This window comes from Actinomyces faecalis, from assembly GCF_013184985.2.
In the GTDB taxonomy this organism is placed as follows: Bacteria; Actinomycetota; Actinomycetes; order Actinomycetales; family Actinomycetaceae; genus Actinomyces; species Actinomyces faecalis.
In genome coordinates this window covers 821,844-840,676 of sequence record NZ_CP063418.1, presented here as the reverse complement: position 1 = coordinate 840,676, position 18,833 = coordinate 821,844, and the positions used below count along the sequence as shown (strand labels likewise).

Sequence of the window (18,833 nt, the reverse complement as noted above, 5' to 3'; positions counted from 1 at the left end):
TGCCCGCCACTGCGACGAAAAGCGGAGGTGGGCATTTGTCATGCCGGGGCTGCGCTGTCCAGAAGGAGCCGCGCTGCCCCCAGTCCTACCAAGGCGGTGCATCCCGCCGCACGGTGGCTATCACGGTCGACGACGACGCAGCCAGGCCGGTCGGCTCTAGCGCGGCTCGATCCCGGCTCGCAGGAGCCCGACGACGTGACCGTCGGTCAGCGCCTCCCAGCTCGCCTCGATAATGTCCGTGCCCACACCGACCGTCGACCAGCTGCGCTCTCCGTCAGTGAGGTCGATGAGCACACGCACGATCGCGTGGGTCCCACGCTCGGAGTCGAGGATCCGGACCTTGAAGTCGGTGAGCTCGAAGGCCCGGATCTCGGGATAGACCGTCGCCAGCGCGTCGCACAGTGCGTGGTCGAGCGCGTTGACCGGACCGTTGCCCTCCCCTAGCACCGCCAGGCGCTGGCCGCCGATCCACATCCGCACTGTCGCCTCGGAGTCAGTCACGGTCGCCCCGTCGGCCGGGAGGACCTCCTCACCCGCAGCAGGACGGGCCGAGATGCTGGCTCTCCAGGACTCCACACGGAAGTACTCCGGAAGCTGACCGAGCGCCTGGCGCAGCAGGAGCTCGAAGGAGCCGTCTGCGGCGTCGTAGGCGTATCCCGCCGCCTCCCGGTCCTTGACCACCTCGGTGACCTTGGCCAGCATCGCCGAGTCACCGCCGGTCTCGATGCCGAGCTCACGCGCCTTGAGCTCGATCGAGGCGCGTCCTGCCATCTCTGAGACCAGCATGGTCATGGTGTTACCCACCCGCGCAGGGTCGACGTGCTGGTAGAGGTTCGGGTCGACCTTGATCGCGCTGGCGTGCAGCCCGGCCTTGTGCGCGAAGGCCTTGCTCCCGACGTAAGGGAGCCGCCCGGAGGGTGCGCGGTTGGCGATCTCGCCTACCTTGCGTGAGACGGTGGACAGATCCTCCAGCCTGCGGCCCCGCTCCGCGCTGTCTCCCGGCAGCGCCTGGTAGCCGGTCTTGAGCTCCAGGTTGGCGATGAGGGTGAGCAGGTTGGCGTTCCCGGTGCGTTCGCCGAAGCCGTTGACGCAGCCCTGGACCTGCCGGGCGCCGGCGTCCACGGCGGCCATGGCCGTGGCCACGGCCAGCCCGGAGTCGTCGTGAGTGTGGATGCCGACGACGCAGCCCGCCTGGCCGGCGGCGTCCAGGGCCGCCCGCAGCCGGGCGACCTCGGTCGCCACCGTGCCGGGAAGGCTTCCTCCGTTGGTGTCGCAGGGAATCACGGCGCCGGCTCCGGCTCGAGCCGCTACCAGCGCGACCTCGACCCCGTAGCCGGGGTCTCGTGCGACGCCGTCGACGTAGTGCTCCAGGTCCACCATCACCTCGCGGCCGGCCTCCACCAGCAGCCGCACCGAGTCCGCCACCATGCGCAGGTTCTCCTCACGCGTGGTGCGCAGGGCACGGTCGACGTGCGCCGGGTCGGACTTGGCCACGATGGTGACCACCGGGGCGCCGGAGTCGAGCAGTCCTCGCAGCTGCGGGTCCTCCTCAGCGTCTGTACCAGGGCGGCAGGTCGAGCCGAAGGCGACGAGCCTGGCCGTGCTCAGCTCCAGCTCGGCGGCCGCACGCGCGAAGAGCTCGGTGTCCTTGGGAATGGCTCCGGGCCAGCCGGCCTCGATGTAGGCCACTCCGAGGCGGTCGAGGATCCGGGCGACAGCGAGCTTGTCCTCCACCGTGAAGGAGACGGACTGCTGCTGGGCGCCGTCGCGCAGGGTCGTGTCATAGGTGGCAACGCGGCCGGCCAGGTTCATGCGAGCCGGTACATCCAGTTGTAGGGATCCTCCTCGCGCCCGTACTGGATGCCAGTCAGACGGTCATGGATCTCGCGTGTGACCTCTTGGCCCTCGATCCGTACGTCGAAGCCCTCGCCCTTGAGCTGTCCCAGCGGGACGACGACGGCGGCGGTCCCGCAGGCGAAGACCTCACTGACCTTGCCTGACTCGATGTCAGTCAGTAGCCCCTCCAGGGTGATGGTGTCCTCCACGACCTTGCGGCCGGTGTCGGTGAGCAGCCGGATGATCGCTGAGCGGGTGCTGCCTTCCAGGATGGTGCCGGTCAGATGAGGGGTACGCACGGTGCCGTCGGCGTCGACGACCATGATGTTCATGCCACCGAGCTCTTCCAGGTTCTTCTCCGTGACGTCATCGAGGAAGCACACCTGGTCGCAGCCCTGCGCAGCAGCCTCCTGCTGAGGCAGCAGGCTGGAGGCGTAGTTGCCGCCGGTCTTGGCAAACCCCGTCCCACCGCGGCCTGCGCGGTGGTAGCTCTGGGAGACCCAGATGCTGATGGGCTGCAGACCGTGGGTGAAGTAGGCACCTGACGGAGACGCAATGAGGTAGTAGTCAACGACGCCGGAGGCGTGGACCCCGAGGAAGGCCTCGGAGGCGAACATGAAGGGCCGCAGGTAGAGGGACTCGCCCTCGCCGTCCGGTACCCACGGCGCATCCGCTCGTACAAGGTCGACCAGGGAGGCGATGAAGTCCTCCTCAGGCAGCTCGGGAAGCGCCAGGCGCTGCGCCGAGACGTTCATGCGTGCCGCGTTGTAGCGCGGACGGAAGGTCCAGATCGACCCGTCAGCGTGGCGGTAGGCCTTGATGCCCTCAAAGACCTCCTGGCCGTAGTGGAGAACCGCTGCGGCCGGAGACAACGAGATCTCGCCGTACGGCTGGATCTCGTGCTCGGACCAGCCCTGGCCACGCCTCCACCGAGCGTGCGCCATATGGTCGGAGAAGACGTGCCCGAAGTGCAGGTCAGTCAGAGCCCGCACCCGCTCGGCGCCGCTGGCGATCCGAGCGGGGCCTGTGAGCGGGAACCTCCCAGCGAGCTCATCGGCAGCAGGAACCGGGACCGCGGCGGCACGTGCCAGGGGCGTCTCAAGGGAGCTGGTGACGGATGCAGCGGTCTCAGTCATAGCGGCAGGCTACTCCCGAGCCCAGTTTTCGGACGGCCGATTCTCATATTCTGATCTCATGACGAGGCTGCCATGTTCCTGGCCTCAGGCCCGGAGCGCCGCCACGACAGCGTCACCGATCTCGCTGGTCGAGCGCACGAGCGGGGCTCCAGCGGCACTGGCCTCAGCCCGGGCGGCCATATCCGCCTCGACGGCCGCCTCGACGCGCGCTGCCGCCTGCGGGCAGCCGATGTGTTCCAGCAGCAGCGCGACGGCGCTCATCGTCGCCGTCGGGTCAGCCTTACCCTGCCCCGCGATGTCTGGCGCTGAGCCGTGCACGGGCTCGAACATCGAGGGGAAGGTGCGGTCCGGGTTGATATTGCCCGAGGCCGCCAGACCGATCCCCCCGGTCACGGCACCTGCCTCGTCAGTGAGGATGTCACCGAAGAGGTTGTCAGTGACGATGACGTCAAAGCGTGCAGGGTCCGTGACCATGTAGATAGTGGCGGCGTCGACGTGGCAGTAGTCCACCGTGACGTCCGGGTACTCCTTGCTCACGGCCTCGACCGTGCGCCGCCACAGGTGCCCGGCGTGGACCAGGACGTTGTGCTTGTGCACGAGTGTGAGGTGCTTGCGACGTGCCTGCGCCTTGTCAAAGGCGTAGCGCACCACCCGTTCCACACCGAAGGCCGTGTTGACGCTGACCTCGGTGGCGATCTCGTGGGGGGTACCCGTGCGTACCGCTCCCCCGTTGCCGCAGTACAGGCCCTCTGTCCCCTCACGCACGACGACGAAGTCGATCTCGCCAGGCTCCGCCAACGGGGTCGGCACACCCGGGTAGTGCCTCGAGGGCCGCAGGTTGACGTAGTGGTCCAGATCGAAACGCAGACGCAGGAGCAGGCCACGCTCCAGCACCCCCGAGGGCACCGAGGGGTCACCCACCGCGCCTAGCAGGATGACGTCGTGAGCCTTGATCGCCTCCAGGTCCTCCTCGGTCAGGGTCTCGCCGGTGCGGTGCCAGCGGTCAGCGCCGAGGTCGAAGTCGGTGGTCACGACCTCGACACCGCTGCCTTCCAGAGCAGCCCGAAGCACCTTGAGCCCCTCGGGAACAACCTCCTTGCCGATGCCATCGCCAGGGATGACGGCGAGCTTGACGGTGCGCGTGTGCTGAGCCTCAGTCATAACCCCAGGGTAGACAGGCGGTCACCATTCGAGACTGAACGTCCGAATGGTGACCGCCTGTCAGCAGACCCCTGCTCCCTCAGCCATGCTGTCACGCTCAGGTCTCTCGAGACGGCACCAGCGGCGTCAGGAACGTCTTTCCGTACGAAACCGGGAATACGACCTGCGTCGCTACCGGTCCCGCACGAAAAAGCACGGTTTCCAGGTTCTCCTCGCTACTCAGCGAGCCACGGAGCCCTCGTGGTAGTCCTTGTCCACCTCAGCGCGCCACGCGAACATGGAGCGGACCTCGCGACCGGTCTTCTCGATCGGGTGCGCCTCGCCCTGAGCACGCAGCTTCTTGAACTCGGGGGCGCCAGCGGCCTGGTCCTCCATGAAGCGCTTGGCGAAGGAGCCGTCCTGAATGTCAGCCAGGACCTCCTTCATGTGCTCCTTGACGTCCGGGGTGATGACACGCGGGCCGGAGACGTAGTCGCCGTACTCAGCGGTGTCCGAGCAGGACCAACGCTGCTTGGAGATACCACCCTCATTGATAAGGTCCACGATGAGCTTCATCTCGTGGCATACCTCGAAGTAGGCCATCTCCGGCTGGTAGCCAGCCTCGACCAGGGTCTCGAACCCGTACTGGATGAGCTGGGAGACGCCACCGCACAGCACGGCCTGCTCGCCGAAGAGGTCCGTCTCGGTCTCCTCACGGAAGCTGGTCTTGATGGCACCAGCACGGGTCCCACCAACCGCCTTGGCGTAGGAGAGCACCAGGGGCCAGGCCTGGCCAGATGCGTCCTGCTCGACGCACACGAGCACCGGCACGCCACGGCCCGCCTCGAACTCGCGACGCACCGTGTGGCCCGGGCCCTTAGGAGCGACCATGATGACGTCGATGTCGGCAGAAGGCTTGATGTAGTCAAAGTGGATGTTGAATCCGTGGGAGAACAGCAGGGCGGAACCGGCCTTGATGTTCGGCGCGATCTCCTCGGCGTAGAGGCTGGCCTGCACCTGGTCAGGAGCGAGGACCGTGACGACGTCGGCCCAGGCCACAGCCTCGGCAACAGGCTTGACGGGCAGTCCGGCCTCCTCAGCCTTGGCCACGGAGGAGGAACCCTCACGCAGGCCGACGACGACCTCGACGCCGGAGTCTCGCAGGTTCAGCGCGTGCGCGTGCCCCTGCGAGCCGTAGCCGATGACCGCGACCTTCTTGCCCTGGATGACGGACAGGTCTGCGTCGTCGTCGTAGAACTTCTCAGCTGCCATGATGGTGCCTCACTTTTCCTTGAACTGGTCGGTAATGGATCGAGGGCCGCGCGAGATGGCGACGGCGCCGGACTGGACGATCTCCTTGACCCCGTGGGGTTGCAGAGCCTCCAGGAGCGCCTTGACCTTGGACTCCGAGCCGACGGTCTCGATAACCACCGACGTCGGGCAGACGTCAACCACGTGCGCGCGGAAGAGGTCGACGATCTGAAGAACAGCGGTGCGGTTGGTATCATCCGCGCGCACCTTGATGAGGTAGAGCTCGCGCCCCACCGAGGTCTGAGGATCGAGCTCGACGATCTTGAGGACGTTGACCAGCTTGTTGAGCTGCTTGGTCACCTGCTCCATCGCGAGCCCTTCAGCGTCAGCGATGACCGTGATGCGCGAGACGTCCTCGTGCTCGGTCGGGCCGACCGCCAGGGAGTGGATGTTGAAGCCGCGGCGGGTGAACAGCGCGGAGACGCGCGTGAGCACGCCAGGCTTGTTCTCCACCAGGACGGACAGCGTGTGCTTCTCGCTCACGGTCTCACTCCTCTTCCCACCTCGGGCTCATGCCCTTGGCGTACTGGATGTCGTCGTTGGACACCCCGGCGGCGACCATGGGCCATACCTGGGAGTCTGCGGAACAGATGAAGTCGATGACGACGGGCCGGTCGTTGATCGCGTTGGCCTGGGCGATGACGTCATCGACGTCCTCCAGGCGCTCACAGCGCAGGCCCACGGCTCCGTAGGCCTGTGCGAGCGTGACGAAGTCAGGCACCCGCTCGGTACCGGCACCGGTATGCAGGTCGGTGTTGGAGTAGCGCTGCCCGTAGAACAGGGTCTGCCACTGGCGGACCATGCCGAGCGAGGAGTTGTTGATGATCGCGACCTTGATAGGGATCTCGTTGAGCGTGCAGGTCGCCAGCTCCTGGTTCGTCATCTGGAAGCAACCGTCGCCGTCGATCAGCCACACAGGGCGCTGCGGTGCACCCACCTTGGCCCCCATGGCCGCCGGGACCCCGTAGCCCATCGTGCCGGCTCCGGCTGAGGTCAGCCACGAGCGGGAGCGGTTGAACTCCAGGTAGTGCGCGGACCACATCTGGTGCTGGCCGACCCCGGTCACCCACACCGTGTCCTCAGGCGCCAGCCGGGCCAGGTGCGTGATGACCTCCTGCGGCTGGAGCAGGCCGTCGTCGGTGTCCGTCCAGCTGGTGGGGTACGTAGCCTTGGTGTGCGCCACCTCGGTGAGCCACTGGTCGATCTCCGTACGCGGTTCCACGGCGAATTGCTCGCGGCAGGCCTGCGTGAGAGCCGGGACGACGTCCTTGAGGTCTCCCACGATCGGTACGTCTGCCTCACGGATCTTCGAGATCTCAGCGGGGTCGATATCGACGTGGACAACCGAGGCGTGCCTGGCGAAGGTGTCCGGCTTTCCCGTGACACGGTCGTCAAAGCGAGCTCCCAGGCAGATCACGAGATCCGCCCTCTGCAGGGCCCCGACCGCTGCGACCGTCCCGTGCATCCCCGGCATGCCCAGGTTGAGCGGGTGACTGGTCGGCATGACGTCCAACGCGGTCAGGGTCGTGACGAAGGGCGCTCCGACCGTCTGGACGAGCTCGGTCAGCTCTTCCGTCCCGACCGCGGCGCGACTCAGACCGCCACCGAGGTAGAGCACAGGGCGCTCAGCCGAGGCGATCGCCTCAGCAGCCTGAGCGACGCGACGCTGGTTGGGCCTGCCTGGCAGCGTGTAGCCCGGAAGGTCGAGCCGTTCAGGACGGACGTACTGGGTCAGCTCCTCCTGGGCGTTCTTCGTGACGTCAATGAGAACCGGCCCCGGACGCCCTGTCGAGGCCAGGTGGAAGGCCTCAAAGACTCGTGCAGGCACCTCGTCGGGCGAGGTGACGAGGAAGGAGTGCTTGACGAAGGGCATCGTCGCCCCCACGATGTCCGCCTCCTGAAAGGCGTCCGTACCGATCGCACGCGCACCGACCTGACCCGTGATGGCCACCATGGGCACTGAGTCCATGTGGGCGTCGCCAATGGCGGTGATGAGGTTCGTCGCCCCAGGGCCAGAGGTCGCCACGCACACGCCGACCCGGCCGGTCACCATGGCGTAGCCCTGGGCGGCGTGACCGGCTCCCTGCTCGTGACGGACCAGGACGTGCCGGATCTTCTCGCTAGCCAGCAGCGGGTCGTAGAACGGGAGGATCGCGCCGCCAGGCATGCCGAAGATGTCCGTCACGCCGATGTCCTCCAAGGCGCGCACGAGCGCCTGGGCTCCTGTCATCAGCTGCCGGTCCTGGGCCATGGAATCGTCGATGCGGTCCATCGGCTGCCCTCCTGTCGGTCTGAGGCATCCGCGCGTCCGGAGACTGGTTCCTCCGGCTAGGCGTAACGGTAGAGGGTTCCCGAACGCCAGTCACCTTCCGGACATTGAGTCTCACATCATGGAATCACGAGTTCTGAGACGGAATCCCGACCACGTCCAGAAGCGGTTCCCGGGCCCTCCGCGACGCCGCCGAGGGAACCATCACAGCAGGCGACACGACCGGACGGACTGAAGTCCGCCATTGTCCGGGCAATCCAGGGGACAATCTAGGTGTCTCATTCAAGCTCTGATGCACGTTGCAACGCATCACCGTGAAAGGCTGGCGCACCATCGTGGTCACCGGACTCCTGACGCACCTGGCGGACAACCCCGTCCTCGTGCTCTTCCTGCTCATCGGCCTCGGCATGCTCGTCGGCCACGTCAAGGTCAAGGGGGTGAGTCTCGGCGCGGCCGCGGTACTGTTCGCCGGGATCGTCCTGGCAGCCTGGGGCGTGTCCCAGGGCGTGCCCATTGAGGTCCCGGCCCCGCTGGGAACCCTGGGCCTGGCGATCTTCACCTTCGCTATCGGCGTCCAGTCGGGCCCGAACTTCTTCCACGTCATCCGGACCGCCGTCGGCCCGCTAGCCCTCATGCTGGCGGCCTTCGTCATCGCGGCGCTCGCCGGTCTGGGGGTCGGTCGGGCGCTCGGGATGGACTCCGCCCTCATCGCCGGTACCTTCGCCGGGGCCATCACTAACACCCCGGCCCTGGCCGCCGCAGGCAACGCCGCCACCCTGGCCGGGAACCCCGACGGCGCAGCTGTCGCAACAGTCGGCTACGCCGTCGCCTACCTCTACGGCGTCATCGGCATGCTGTTCTTCTGCCTGCTGGCGCTGCGCTACCGCCGCACCGACAAGGACAAGCCCTCTCCCCTGGTCAACCGCACCATCCGCGTCGAGCGTGAGGACTCCCCTCTCATTGGCGACATCGCCGAGACGATCTCGGGCGAGCTGAAGTTCTCGCGCCTTCGCCGTGGTGAGAGCGGTCCGATCACGCGCCCGAGTGCCACTGACAGGGTCAATGTCGATGACCTCGTCACGGTTGTTGGCACCCAGGACGCCGTCAGCCAGGTCATCGAAGCACTGGGGCACGGGTCCTCCCACTCTCTGATTGAGGACCGCCGTTACCTTGACTTCCGCCGCATTACGGTCTCTGACCCCAAGCTCGCCGGACACACGGTCGCCGAGCTGGGCGTGGACGAGAAGTTCGGAGCAACGATCTCGCGTGTGCGCCGGGGTGACACCGATATGGTCGGCACCCCGGACCTGGTCCTGCAGCAGGGTGACCGTGTGCGCGTCGTCGGGCCAACCAGCAGGATGAGGGAGATCTCACAGTACTTTGGCGACTCCTCGCGCGGCCTGTCATCGATCAACCCCATCGCTCTCGGAATCGGAATGGGGATTGGCATCATCCTCGGTGAGTGGAAGTTCCTCACGCCCACAGGAGCCACCTTCTCGATCGGCTCGGCGGCGGGTACGCTCCTGGTGGGTCTCGTCTTTGGCAAGATCGGACGTATCAAGGGCTTTGTCACGGCTCTGCCCTTCACGGCGACAGCGGTTCTCGCAGAGTTCGGGCTCCTGGTCTTCCTGGCACAGGCCGGGACCAAGGCCGGCGGTCAGATCGCCAACGCCTTCACTGGCGGTGACTGGTGGAAGATCCTTGTCACAGGCTTCGTCATCACCACGATCGTGGGCCTGGGCCTGTACTCCTCGATGCGTTGGATCGTGAAGATGGGCGGGACGCGCCTGTCCGGTCTGCTCGGTGGGGCCCAGACCCAGCCTGCGGTCCTCGCCTTCGCCAACGAACGCACTGGCTCTGACCCACGTGTGGCCCTGGGTTACGCCATGGTCTACCCGGTAGCCATGATCGGCAAGATCTTCATTGCGCAGGTCCTCGGCGGCCTGTGACCACGAGCGACTGCGACGAAGCGGGGCCCCTCACCATGAGGTGAGGGGCCCCGCTTCGTCGCAGTCGTGCGCCGGTGTCAGGAACGCCCTGGCTCCGAGCCGGATCCGTGGGAGGGCAGGAAGGAGGCCACGGCGGAGGTCGGGACGTCGTGCCGCCACCGGTAGTCGGTCAGAATGCGTGCCATGGCGAGGCCGACACCGATTGCCGTGATCACGAAGAACACCTCGGCAAGGTTCGTCGCCGCCACGCCGACCGCTGCGTGAGGGGCCACAGTCTGGTCATTCAGCGCAGAGATCGCACGGTAGAACGGCACACCCGGGATCATGATGACCACGGCGGGAACGGACAAGGCCACCCGCGACAGGGACGCGCGGGAGACGAATGCCTGAGCCAGCAAGCCGATCACAACCGCCGCGAGGCCTACGGCCAGCTGCCACGGCACGGAGAACTCGTCAATGAGCAGCAGGCGCCCCGTGTTCGCCAGCGCTCCGACCGTAGCCGCCAAGCCGGCCGCCTTCGGGCCGGCGTTGAAGAGCATGGCGAAGCCATAGGCAGCGATGAACGAGCAGAAGATCCTCAGGCCGTACAGCAGGAGGCCTTCAGGCTTGTAGACGTAGGTCGCCTCGACGTCCCAGTGGAAGATAAAGGTCACCGTCCACACCGCCACACCAGCAGCGGCCATCACCAGCATCACGTAGGACGCCCGGGACACGGCGGAGGAGAAGTCCTGACGAGCCAGGTCAAGCATCGCGGTCACCATCGGGAAGCCTGGAATCAGGAAGAGGATCGCAGAGATGATGCCTCCCTGGTGGTTGCCGTCAATGAGGTTGAAAGCCCCCAGCAGGGTCACGAGCGCCATGTACACCGACGACGCGACCACGCCGCAGACGATCCAGGTAAAGAAGTGCTGGAAGTGTCGCTCTAGCATCTGCCTACGCACCGCCTGGCCGAGGGAGGCGGCAAACAGAACCGCCAGACACTCGACCCAGCCCCCCTGGTTCAGGAAACAGAATCCCGCGCAGGCCACCCCTGAGGCAGCGGCGTTGGCAAAGACGCCGTAGCGCCCGTGCATACGCTGAACCTCGTCGAGCTTCCTGTTGAGCTCCTCGACGCGCTCGTGCTCATTGAGGTCGTGGACGATCCGTCGCAGGGCCTCGAGGCGGTCGACGTTCACGCCGACACGGCGTACCTCTGCGGCCTCAGTACGGAAGCGGTCGCCGACATAGGACGAGGTCACGATCTCCGTCATCGTCACTGTGGCCTCGTGGCGGTCCAGGCCGACGGCAGCCGCGGCCTTCGCCATCGATGACTTCACACGATAGGAGCCAGCACCTGCTGCAAGCATCATCGTGCCCAGTCTCAGGACCACAGCCGACTGCAGCATGAGCCGGTCGGCGTCGAGGGTCAGGTCAGGATGGATCGGTTGATGGAAGTCATGGGGATGCGTCACGCCTCCATCATCGTTGATAGTCGTGGCGTGAGGCTAGACAAAGGGGCGGGGCGCACTGGTGGTGTTGTCCACGGTGGTGCCCGTGTGTGTGTTGTGGGGGTGTGGGTTGGCCCCGCGCCCCCGGGGGCCGCCCGTGTGTTGCGGGGGTGGGGGTGCGGGGCCTGTGTCCCGATCTGTGTGGTTGTGTGCTCGGCGGTGTCCTACTCTCCCACACCCTGGCGGGTGCAGTACCATCGGCGCTGGGGGTCTTAGCTTCCGGGTTCGGAATGGGACCGGGCGTGGCTCCCCCGCTATGACCACCGAGACAGTCTGCTCGGGCAGTGCCCACCACGAGGTGTGGTGTGGTGAGCCTGGTGTGGTGGTTGGGTTGGTCCTGGACCGTATAGTGGACGCGCAGCAGCCGTGGCCTGCCCCCACCCCCAGCAATGGGGGGTGGGTGTTTGGTGTTTGTGTCGGCCCATTAGTACCGGTCAGCTCCAACCCTTACAGGTCTTCCACGTCCGGCCTATCAACCCAGTAGTCTGCTGGGGGCCTGCCACCACCCGAAGGTGGTGCGGATACCTCATCTTGAAGATGGTTTCCCGCTTAGATGCTTTCAGCGGTTACCCTTCCCGAACGTAGCCAACCAGCCGTGCCCCGGGCGGGACAACTGGCACACCAGAGGTTCGTCCGTCCCGGTCCTCTCGTACTAGGGACAGGCCTTCTCAAGTATCCTGCGCGCGCAGAGGATAGGGACCGAACTGTCTCACGACGTTCTAAACCCAGCTCGCGTACCGCTTTAATGGGCGAACAGCCCAACCCTTGGGACCTGCTCCAGCCCCAGGATGCGACGAGCCGACATCGAGGTGCCAAACCATGCCGTCGATATGGACTCTTGGGCAGGATCAGCCTGTTATCCCCGGGGTACCTTTTATCCGTTGAGCGACGACCCACCCACTCGGGATCGCCGGATCACTAGTTCCTACTTTCGTACCTGCTCGACCCGTCGGTCTCGCAGTCAAGCTCCCTTGTGCACTTGCACTCAACACCTGGTTGCCGACCAGGCTGAGGGAACCTTTGAGCGCCTCCGTTACTCTTTAGGAGGCAACCGCCCCAGTTAAACTACCCACCAGGCACTGTCCCTGACCCGGATCACGGGCCGAGGTTCAGGCGCACGCCATAGCCAGAGTGGTATTTCAACGACGACTCCGCAGCCACTGGCGTGGCTGCCTCACGGTCTCCCACCTATCCTGCACAAGCCATAGCGGGCGCCAATACCAAGCTGTAGTAAAGGTCCCGGGGTCTTTCCGTCCTTCTGCGCGTAACGAGCATCTTTACTCGTAGTGCAATTTCGCCGAGCTCATGGTGGAGACAGCGGAGAAGTCGTTACGCCATTCGTGCAGGTCGGAACTTACCCGACAAGGAATTTCGCTACCTTAGGATGGTTATAGTTACCACCGCCGTTTACTGGGGCTTAAATTCACCGCTTCACCCCCAAAGGGGGCTGACGGTTCCTCTTAACCTTCCAGCACCGGGCAGGCGTCAGTCCGTATACATCGCCTTGCGGCTTCGCACGGACCTGTGTTTTTAGTAAACAGTCGCTTCTCCCTGGTCTCTGCGACCCTCACCCCCAGCCCGCAGACGGGGCCTCAGGGCTCGGGCCCCCCTTCTCCCGAAGTTACGGGGGCATTTTGCCGAGTTCCTTCACCATGATTCACTCGTGCGCCTAGGCATACTCTGCCCGACCACCTGTGTCGGTTTAGGGTACGGGCGGCTGGCACCATCGCGTCGAGGCTTTTCTCGGCACCCCAGGATCACCCTGCTATCCCCACCCGAAGGCGGGTCACCATCACGTCTCACCCTCACCATCAAAGGAAGACAACCGGATTTACCTGGCTGTCGGGCTGCTCGCTTGAACGGGCCAAGCCATCAGGCCCGCGGAGGCTACCACTGTGCGTCACCCCTGTTAACACGCTTGCCTACCTGCACGGAGGGTCCCCAGACCCCGCACCACCACACCAACCAGCAGCCGAAGCCACCAGGAGGCGCGATCGTGGTGCCGGGCGTGGGTCAGCACCCGCGCGTCAGCATGGGCGGTGCTTCGCCGGTACGGGAATATCAACCCGTCATCCATCGACTACGCCTGTCGGCCTCGCCTTAGGTCCCGACTCACCCAGGGCGGACTAGCCTGGCCCTGGAACCCTTGGTCATTCGGCGCTAGGGTTTCCCACCCTAGTATCGCTACTCATGCCTGCATTCTCACTCCCGCACCGTCCACCGCTGGATCACTCCACGGCTTCACCCGGTGCAGGACGCTCCCCTACCACCCACCACCCCTGACCAGGCACAACACCCGGTAGGGAACACGTGGCAGGTCCGCGGCTTCGGCGGTGTGCTTGAGCCCCGCTACATTGTCGGCGCACGATCACTTGACCAGTGAGCTATTACGCACTCTTTCAAGGATGGCTGCTTCTGAGCCAACCTCCTGGTTGTCTGCGCGACCGCACATCCTTTCCCACTTAGCACACGCTTAGGGGCCTTAGCCGGCGATCTGGGCTGTTTCCCTCTCGACAACGGAGCTTATCCCCCGCTGTCTCACTGCCCCGCTGCACCCGGACGGCATTCGGAGTTTGGTTGACGTCAGTAACCCTGTGGGGCCCATCAGCCACCCAGTAGCTCTACCTCCGCCGGGGACCACGAGACGCTGCACCTAAATGCATTTCGGGGAGAACCAGCTATCACGGAGTTTGATTGGCCTTTCACCCCTACCCACAGCTCATCCCCCCAGTTTTCAACCTAGGTGGGTTCGGTCCTCCACACGCTCTTACACGTGCTTCAACCTGGCCATGGGTAGATCACCCCGCTTCGGGTCTAGACCGTGCCACTACAGACGCCCTTTCAGACTCGCTCTCGCTACGGCTACCCCCCAAGGGTTAACCTCGCGACACGGCACTAACTCGCAGGCTCATTCTTCAATAGGCACGCCATCACCCCCAAGGAGAGGCTCTGACGGCTTGCAAGCGCCCGGTTTCAGGTACTGTTTCACTCCCCTCCCGGGGTACTTTTCACCATTCCCTCACGGTACTCATCCGCTATCGGTCATCAGGAGGTATTCAGGCAGCCAAGTGGTCTTGGCAGATTCACACAGGATTCCACGAGCCCCGTGCTACTAGGGAACACGCCCACGCAGCCAGCACGGTTTCGCCTACGGGGCTGTCACCCGCTCCGGCCCCCCTTCCCAGGAGGTTCAGCTACCACACCAGTTTCTTACTGCGCCCACCCCCGGCAGAAGGTGGAAGAGCACGCCCCACAACACCGCCCACGCAACCCCTGCCGGGTATCACACGCACACGGTTTCACCATCCTCCGCTTTCGCTCGCCACTACTCACGGAATATCTTCTCCTACGGGTACTGAGATGTTTCACTTCCCCGCGTCACCCCCCGCACCCTATGAATTCAGGCACGAGTGACACGACATAGCTCGTGCCGGGTCCCCCCATTCGGACACCCTCGGATCACAGCCCGTCAGCCGGCTCCCCGAGGCTTATCGCAGGCCACCACGTCCTTCATCGGCCCCTGATGCCAAGGCATCCACCGAACGCTCAAAAAAACAAACAAAACAACACACACGCAACACGCGTGCGTGCGCAAAGATCAAAGATGCTCGCGTCCACTATACAGTTCACAACCAACCCACCCACACCACAGGCCCCAGCCACGCACCACGCGCAACCGGACCCGCAGCCAGGCCCCCTAGGGCGCACTGCCCCAGACCCCGACAGCGTGCCACCCCCGGACCAGCCCCCAACAGGGCCGGCCAGGACGCCCAGGCACCCCCCAAGAGGAAGGCACCCCGACGGTCCCCTACACCACAGCGCTCCGAGACAGGCACGACCACCAGCCGCCCCCCACCACAAAAGGGGGACCGTCACCAGCACCACGCACCTGCCACACTCCCCTTAGAAAGGAGGTGATCCAGCCGCACCTTCCGGTACGGCTACCTTGTTACGACTTCGTCCCAATCACCAGCCCCACCTTCGACCGCTCCCCGTAGGGCCACGGGCTTCGGGTGTCGCCGACTTTCATGACGTGACGGGCGGTGTGTACAAGGCCCGAGAACGTATTCACCGCAGCGTTGCTGATCTGCGATTACTAGCGACTCCAGCTTCACGGTGTCGAGTTGCAGACACCGATCCGAACTGAGACCGGCTTTAAGGGATTCGCTCCGCCTCACGACATCGCAACCCACTGTACCGGCCATTGTAGCATGCGTGAAGCCCAAGACATAAGGGGCATGATGATTTGACGTCATCCCCACCTTCCTCCGAGTTGACCCCGGCAGTCTCCCGCGAGTCCCCACCACGACGTGCTGGCAACACGGGACAAGGGTTGCGCTCGTTGCGGGACTTAACCCAACATCTCACGACACGAGCTGACGACAACCATGCACCACCTGTGAGAGCGCCCCACAAGGAGGAAGCCCCATCTCTGAGGCAGACGCTCACATGTCAAGCCTTGGTAAGGTTCTTCGCGTTGCATCGAATTAATCCGCATGCTCCGCCGCTTGTGCGGGCCCCCGTCAATTCCTTTGAGTTTTAGCCTTGCGGCCGTACTCCCCAGGCGGGGCACTTAATGCGTTAGCTACGGCGCGGACACCCCGGAAAGAGCCCCCACACCTAGTGCCCAACGTTTACGGCGTGGACTACCAGGGTATCTAATCCTGTTCGCTCCCCACGCTTTCGCTCCTCAGCGTCAGTAACGGCCCAGAGACCCGCCTTCGCCACCGGTGTTCCTCCTGATATCTGCGCATTCCACCGCTACACCAGGAATTCCAGTCTCCCCTACCGCACTCAAGCCGGCCCGTACCCACCGCAAGCCCCCAGTTAAGCCAGAGGATTTCACGACAGACGCGACCAGCCGCCTACGAGCTCTTTACGCCCAATAATTCCGGACAACGCTCGCGCCCTACGTATTACCGCGGCTGCTGGCACGTAGTTAGCCGGCGCTTCTTATCCAGCTACCGTCAACCACCCCCCAAGGAGATGGCCTGCTTCACTGGCGAAAGAGGTTCACAACCCGAAGGCCTCCATCCCTCACGCGGCGTCGCTGCATCAGGCTTGCGCCCATTGTGCAATATTCCCCACTGCTGCCTCCCGTAGGAGTCTGGGCCGTGTCTCAGTCCCAGTGTGGCCGTCCACCCTCTCAGGCCGGCTACCCGTCACCGCCTTGGTAGGCCATCACCCCACCAACAAGCTGATAGGCCGCGAGCCCATCCCCCACCAGAAAACCCTTTCCAAACCCACCCATGCGAGCAGGCCAGAATATCCCGTATTAGCTACCCTTTCAAGCAGTTATCCAGAAGAAGGGGGCAGGTTACTCACGTGTTACTCACCCGTTCGCCACTCATCACCCCAAGCAAGCTTGAGGATCACCGTTCGACTTGCATGTGTTAAGCACGCCGCCAGCGTTCGTCCTGAGCCAGGATCAAACTCTCCAAACAAAAACACAAACCATAAACCAACCCCAACCACAACAGCCAGGACCAGCCCACAGAAAGCACAAAAGCCCAGAAAACCAGACCAGGCCCAACCCACCCCAGACCCCAAAAACAGGACCAAAGGCAGGCAAACCAAAAACAAAACAAGAACAACCAGACCCCAAAACAAGAGCCCAGCCATCCCCACTATGGCATAAAAAACATGACACACTATCGAGTTCTCAAACAACACACCCACCCGGATCTTGAATCCCTCGGAAGGGCTTCTCGCTCCGGCGAGCGACATCCGCTAGATTAGGAGATCTGTTCACTCGATGTCAAGTCGATGATCATTGATCCCGATCACATCGTCTGAGGATCCCTATCCTCGGAACTACGAGAGCACTCGGTTTGCTTCCCAAGCGCTCTGCGCAACGGGGAATACTCTAGCCAGACCTCACCCAGCATCGTCAACCTGAGACAGCATGACCTGACCCACACAGTCGGACGACGTCCCCTCCCTGTCACAGCCTCTACTCAGCGCGGGTGAATTCGGCACGCAACATCCCTGGCTCCGGTTTCGCCGGATTCTCTGACTAGGAGCTCTGAGGGCTTTTTCAGGGCCGTCACGGAAGGACATTCCCTGGAGTCCTTCGTCGCCGTACTCGTCAACCCCGTCGGTGACTGGCTGTATCGTCGTCTTGCTCACGACAGCTGGCGACGCGTCGGGCCTAGGACGCTGGTGGGCACCCGAGGTCGGTGACAGCTGGCTGCGCTGAGACCAGCGGACCCCAGCCGGCCGGCACAGGCGCAGGTCCGAGGCTCGCGGTGGTCCGGGACCGGCTGCGCCGTCGGCTCAGGACTCCGCGAACTTGCGCACGGCGCGAGCCACGGCGTCGGCCACCCGGGTGTCGAACGCGCCGGGGATGATGTAGACCGGGCTGAGCTCCTCCGGAGCGATGACGCTGGCGATGCCGGTGGCCGCCGCTCGCAGGAGGTCGGTGGAGATATCGACGATGCCTGCGTCCAGCAGACCACGGAACAGCCCAGGGAAGACCAGCACGTTGTTGATCTGGTTCGGGAAGTCGGAGCGACCGGTGGCCACCACCGCGGCATGGTCTGCGGCTCCGATCGGGTCGACCTCAGGAGTCGGGTTCGCCATGGCGAAGACGATGGCGTCCTTGTTCATGACCGCAAGATCCTCGGGCTCCAGCAGGTTCGGCCCGGACACGCCGATGAAGACGTCCGCCCCGGCAAGACCGTCCTTGAGGCTGCCCGTCACGCCACGCGGGTTGGTGTTCTCAGCCAGCCACTTGCGGTGCTCGTTCATGCCCTCGGTGTGCGCACCGTCCAGCGCACCGTCGCGGCCGTAGCCGACGATGTCCGTGGCACCGTGCGCCATGAGCAGCTTGGCGATCGCTGTGCCCGCTGCGCCCACGCCGGACAGGACGATGCGGACGTCCTCGATCTTCTTGCCCACGATCTTCAGAGCGTTGATGAGCGCGGCCAGAGTCACCACGGCGGTACCGTGCTGGTCGTCGTGGAAGACGGGGATATCCAGCTCCTCCCGTAGGCGCGCCTCGATGTCGAAGCACTTAGGGGCTGCGATGTCCTCCAGGTTGATACCCCCGTACGCGGGAGCGATGGCCTTGACGATCCTGATGATCTCCTCCGGGTCCTTGGTGTCCAGGGCAACCGGCCAGGCGTCGACCCCACCGAACTGCTTGAACAGGACGGCCTTGCCCTCCATCACCGGCATCGAGGCCTCCGGACCGATGTCCCCCAGACCGAGCACAGCCGTGCCGTCGGTGACGACAGCGACTGTATTGCGCTTGATGGTCAGCTGACGAGCACGCTCAGGGTGGTCGTAGATCGCCTTGCACACACGCGCGACGCCAGGAGTGTAGACACGTGCCAGGTCACGGCGGTTGTGGATCGGCGTACGTGGAGCGATCTCGACCTTGCCTCCCACGTGGGCCAGGAAGGTGGAGTCACCGACGTTGTGGACGGTCACGTCCTCGATCGACCTGAGCGCCTCGACCAGCTCGCCGCGGTGCTTGGAGTCGCGGGTGTCTGCGGTGAGGTCGACGATGAGCGTGTCGCCGTCGGTGTCGGCCACGTCGACACCGTTGACGATCGCACCGGTTGCCGAGGCGGTGTCCACGAGGGTGGTCACTGCCTTCTGCGAGGCAGGCACCTCCAGGTGGAGCGCGACGGTGTAGCTGGGACTGGGGTGGGCCATGGGCTCTTCCTCTGCGTCTGTGGTCAGCGCACACGCCGCGCGA

General features: G+C 64.6%; 9 protein-coding genes and 3 rRNA genes. 1 reads left to right on the top strand and 11 read right to left on the bottom strand.

Features of this window, described 5'->3' with window-relative positions; genetic code table 11:
- Positions 1-156: 156 nt before the first annotated feature.
- From cimA to HRL51_RS03380, 6 genes are all read right to left on the bottom strand, one after another.
- The gene (cimA, locus tag HRL51_RS03405; protein WP_172193558.1) at positions 157-1,812 is read right to left on the bottom strand and encodes a citramalate synthase; all 1,656 of its coding nucleotides are present in this window, start codon (positions 1,810-1,812) and stop codon (positions 157-159) included.
- Positions 1,809-2,972 (bottom strand): branched-chain amino acid aminotransferase, encoded by a 1,164-nt coding sequence (locus HRL51_RS03400; RefSeq protein WP_172193557.1) that lies wholly within the window; start codon positions 2,970-2,972, stop codon positions 1,809-1,811. The genes cimA and HRL51_RS03400 overlap by 4 nt, the downstream gene beginning before the upstream one ends.
- An 84-nt stretch (positions 2,973-3,056) precedes the next feature.
- Complete coding sequence (locus HRL51_RS03395) at positions 3,057-4,133, bottom strand: 3-isopropylmalate dehydrogenase (protein WP_172121428.1); 1,077 nt, start codon at positions 4,131-4,133, stop codon at positions 3,057-3,059.
- 219 nt (positions 4,134-4,352) lie between these two features.
- On the bottom strand, positions 4,353-5,384 hold the full coding sequence (ilvC, locus tag HRL51_RS03390) for a ketol-acid reductoisomerase (RefSeq protein WP_172121429.1): 1,032 nt from the start codon (positions 5,382-5,384) through the stop codon (positions 4,353-4,355).
- Between the two features lie 9 nt (positions 5,385-5,393).
- Entirely contained in the window at positions 5,394-5,906 is a 513-nt protein-coding gene (gene ilvN, locus HRL51_RS03385; protein WP_172121430.1) for an acetolactate synthase small subunit, read from the bottom strand.
- 4 nt (positions 5,907-5,910) lie between these two features.
- A complete protein-coding gene (locus HRL51_RS03380) occupies positions 5,911-7,695 on the bottom strand; it encodes an acetolactate synthase large subunit (protein WP_172193556.1) in 1,785 nt (594 codons plus the stop codon).
- A 332-nt stretch (positions 7,696-8,027) separates the two neighbouring features.
- Between HRL51_RS03380 and HRL51_RS03375 the strand changes: the two genes are divergently transcribed.
- Positions 8,028-9,641: an aspartate:alanine exchanger family transporter gene (locus HRL51_RS03375; protein ID WP_172121432.1), complete on the top strand. Its 1,614-nt coding sequence runs from the start codon at positions 8,028-8,030 to the stop codon at positions 9,639-9,641.
- Positions 9,642-9,718: 77 nt separating this feature from the next.
- Here the strand turns inward: HRL51_RS03375 and HRL51_RS03370 are convergent, their stop codons facing one another.
- The 5 genes from HRL51_RS03370 to HRL51_RS03350 form a co-directional block, all read right to left on the bottom strand.
- On the bottom strand, positions 9,719-11,026 hold the full coding sequence (locus HRL51_RS03370; RefSeq protein WP_172193559.1) for a threonine/serine exporter family protein: 1,308 nt from the start codon (positions 11,024-11,026) through the stop codon (positions 9,719-9,721).
- A gap of 253 nt (positions 11,027-11,279) precedes the next feature.
- Positions 11,280-11,396 (bottom strand): 5S ribosomal RNA (gene rrf, locus HRL51_RS03365).
- A 137-nt stretch (positions 11,397-11,533) separates the two neighbouring features.
- Positions 11,534-14,690 (bottom strand): 23S ribosomal RNA (locus HRL51_RS03360).
- A 345-nt stretch (positions 14,691-15,035) separates the two neighbouring features.
- Positions 15,036-16,572, bottom strand: a 16S ribosomal RNA gene (locus tag HRL51_RS03355).
- The 16S, 23S and 5S rRNA genes sit together here, the layout of an rRNA operon.
- 832 nt (positions 16,573-17,404) lie before the next feature.
- Entirely contained in the window at positions 17,405-18,790 is a 1,386-nt protein-coding gene (locus HRL51_RS03350) for an NAD-dependent malic enzyme (RefSeq protein WP_172119544.1), read from the bottom strand.
- Positions 18,791-18,833 lie beyond the last annotated feature (43 nt).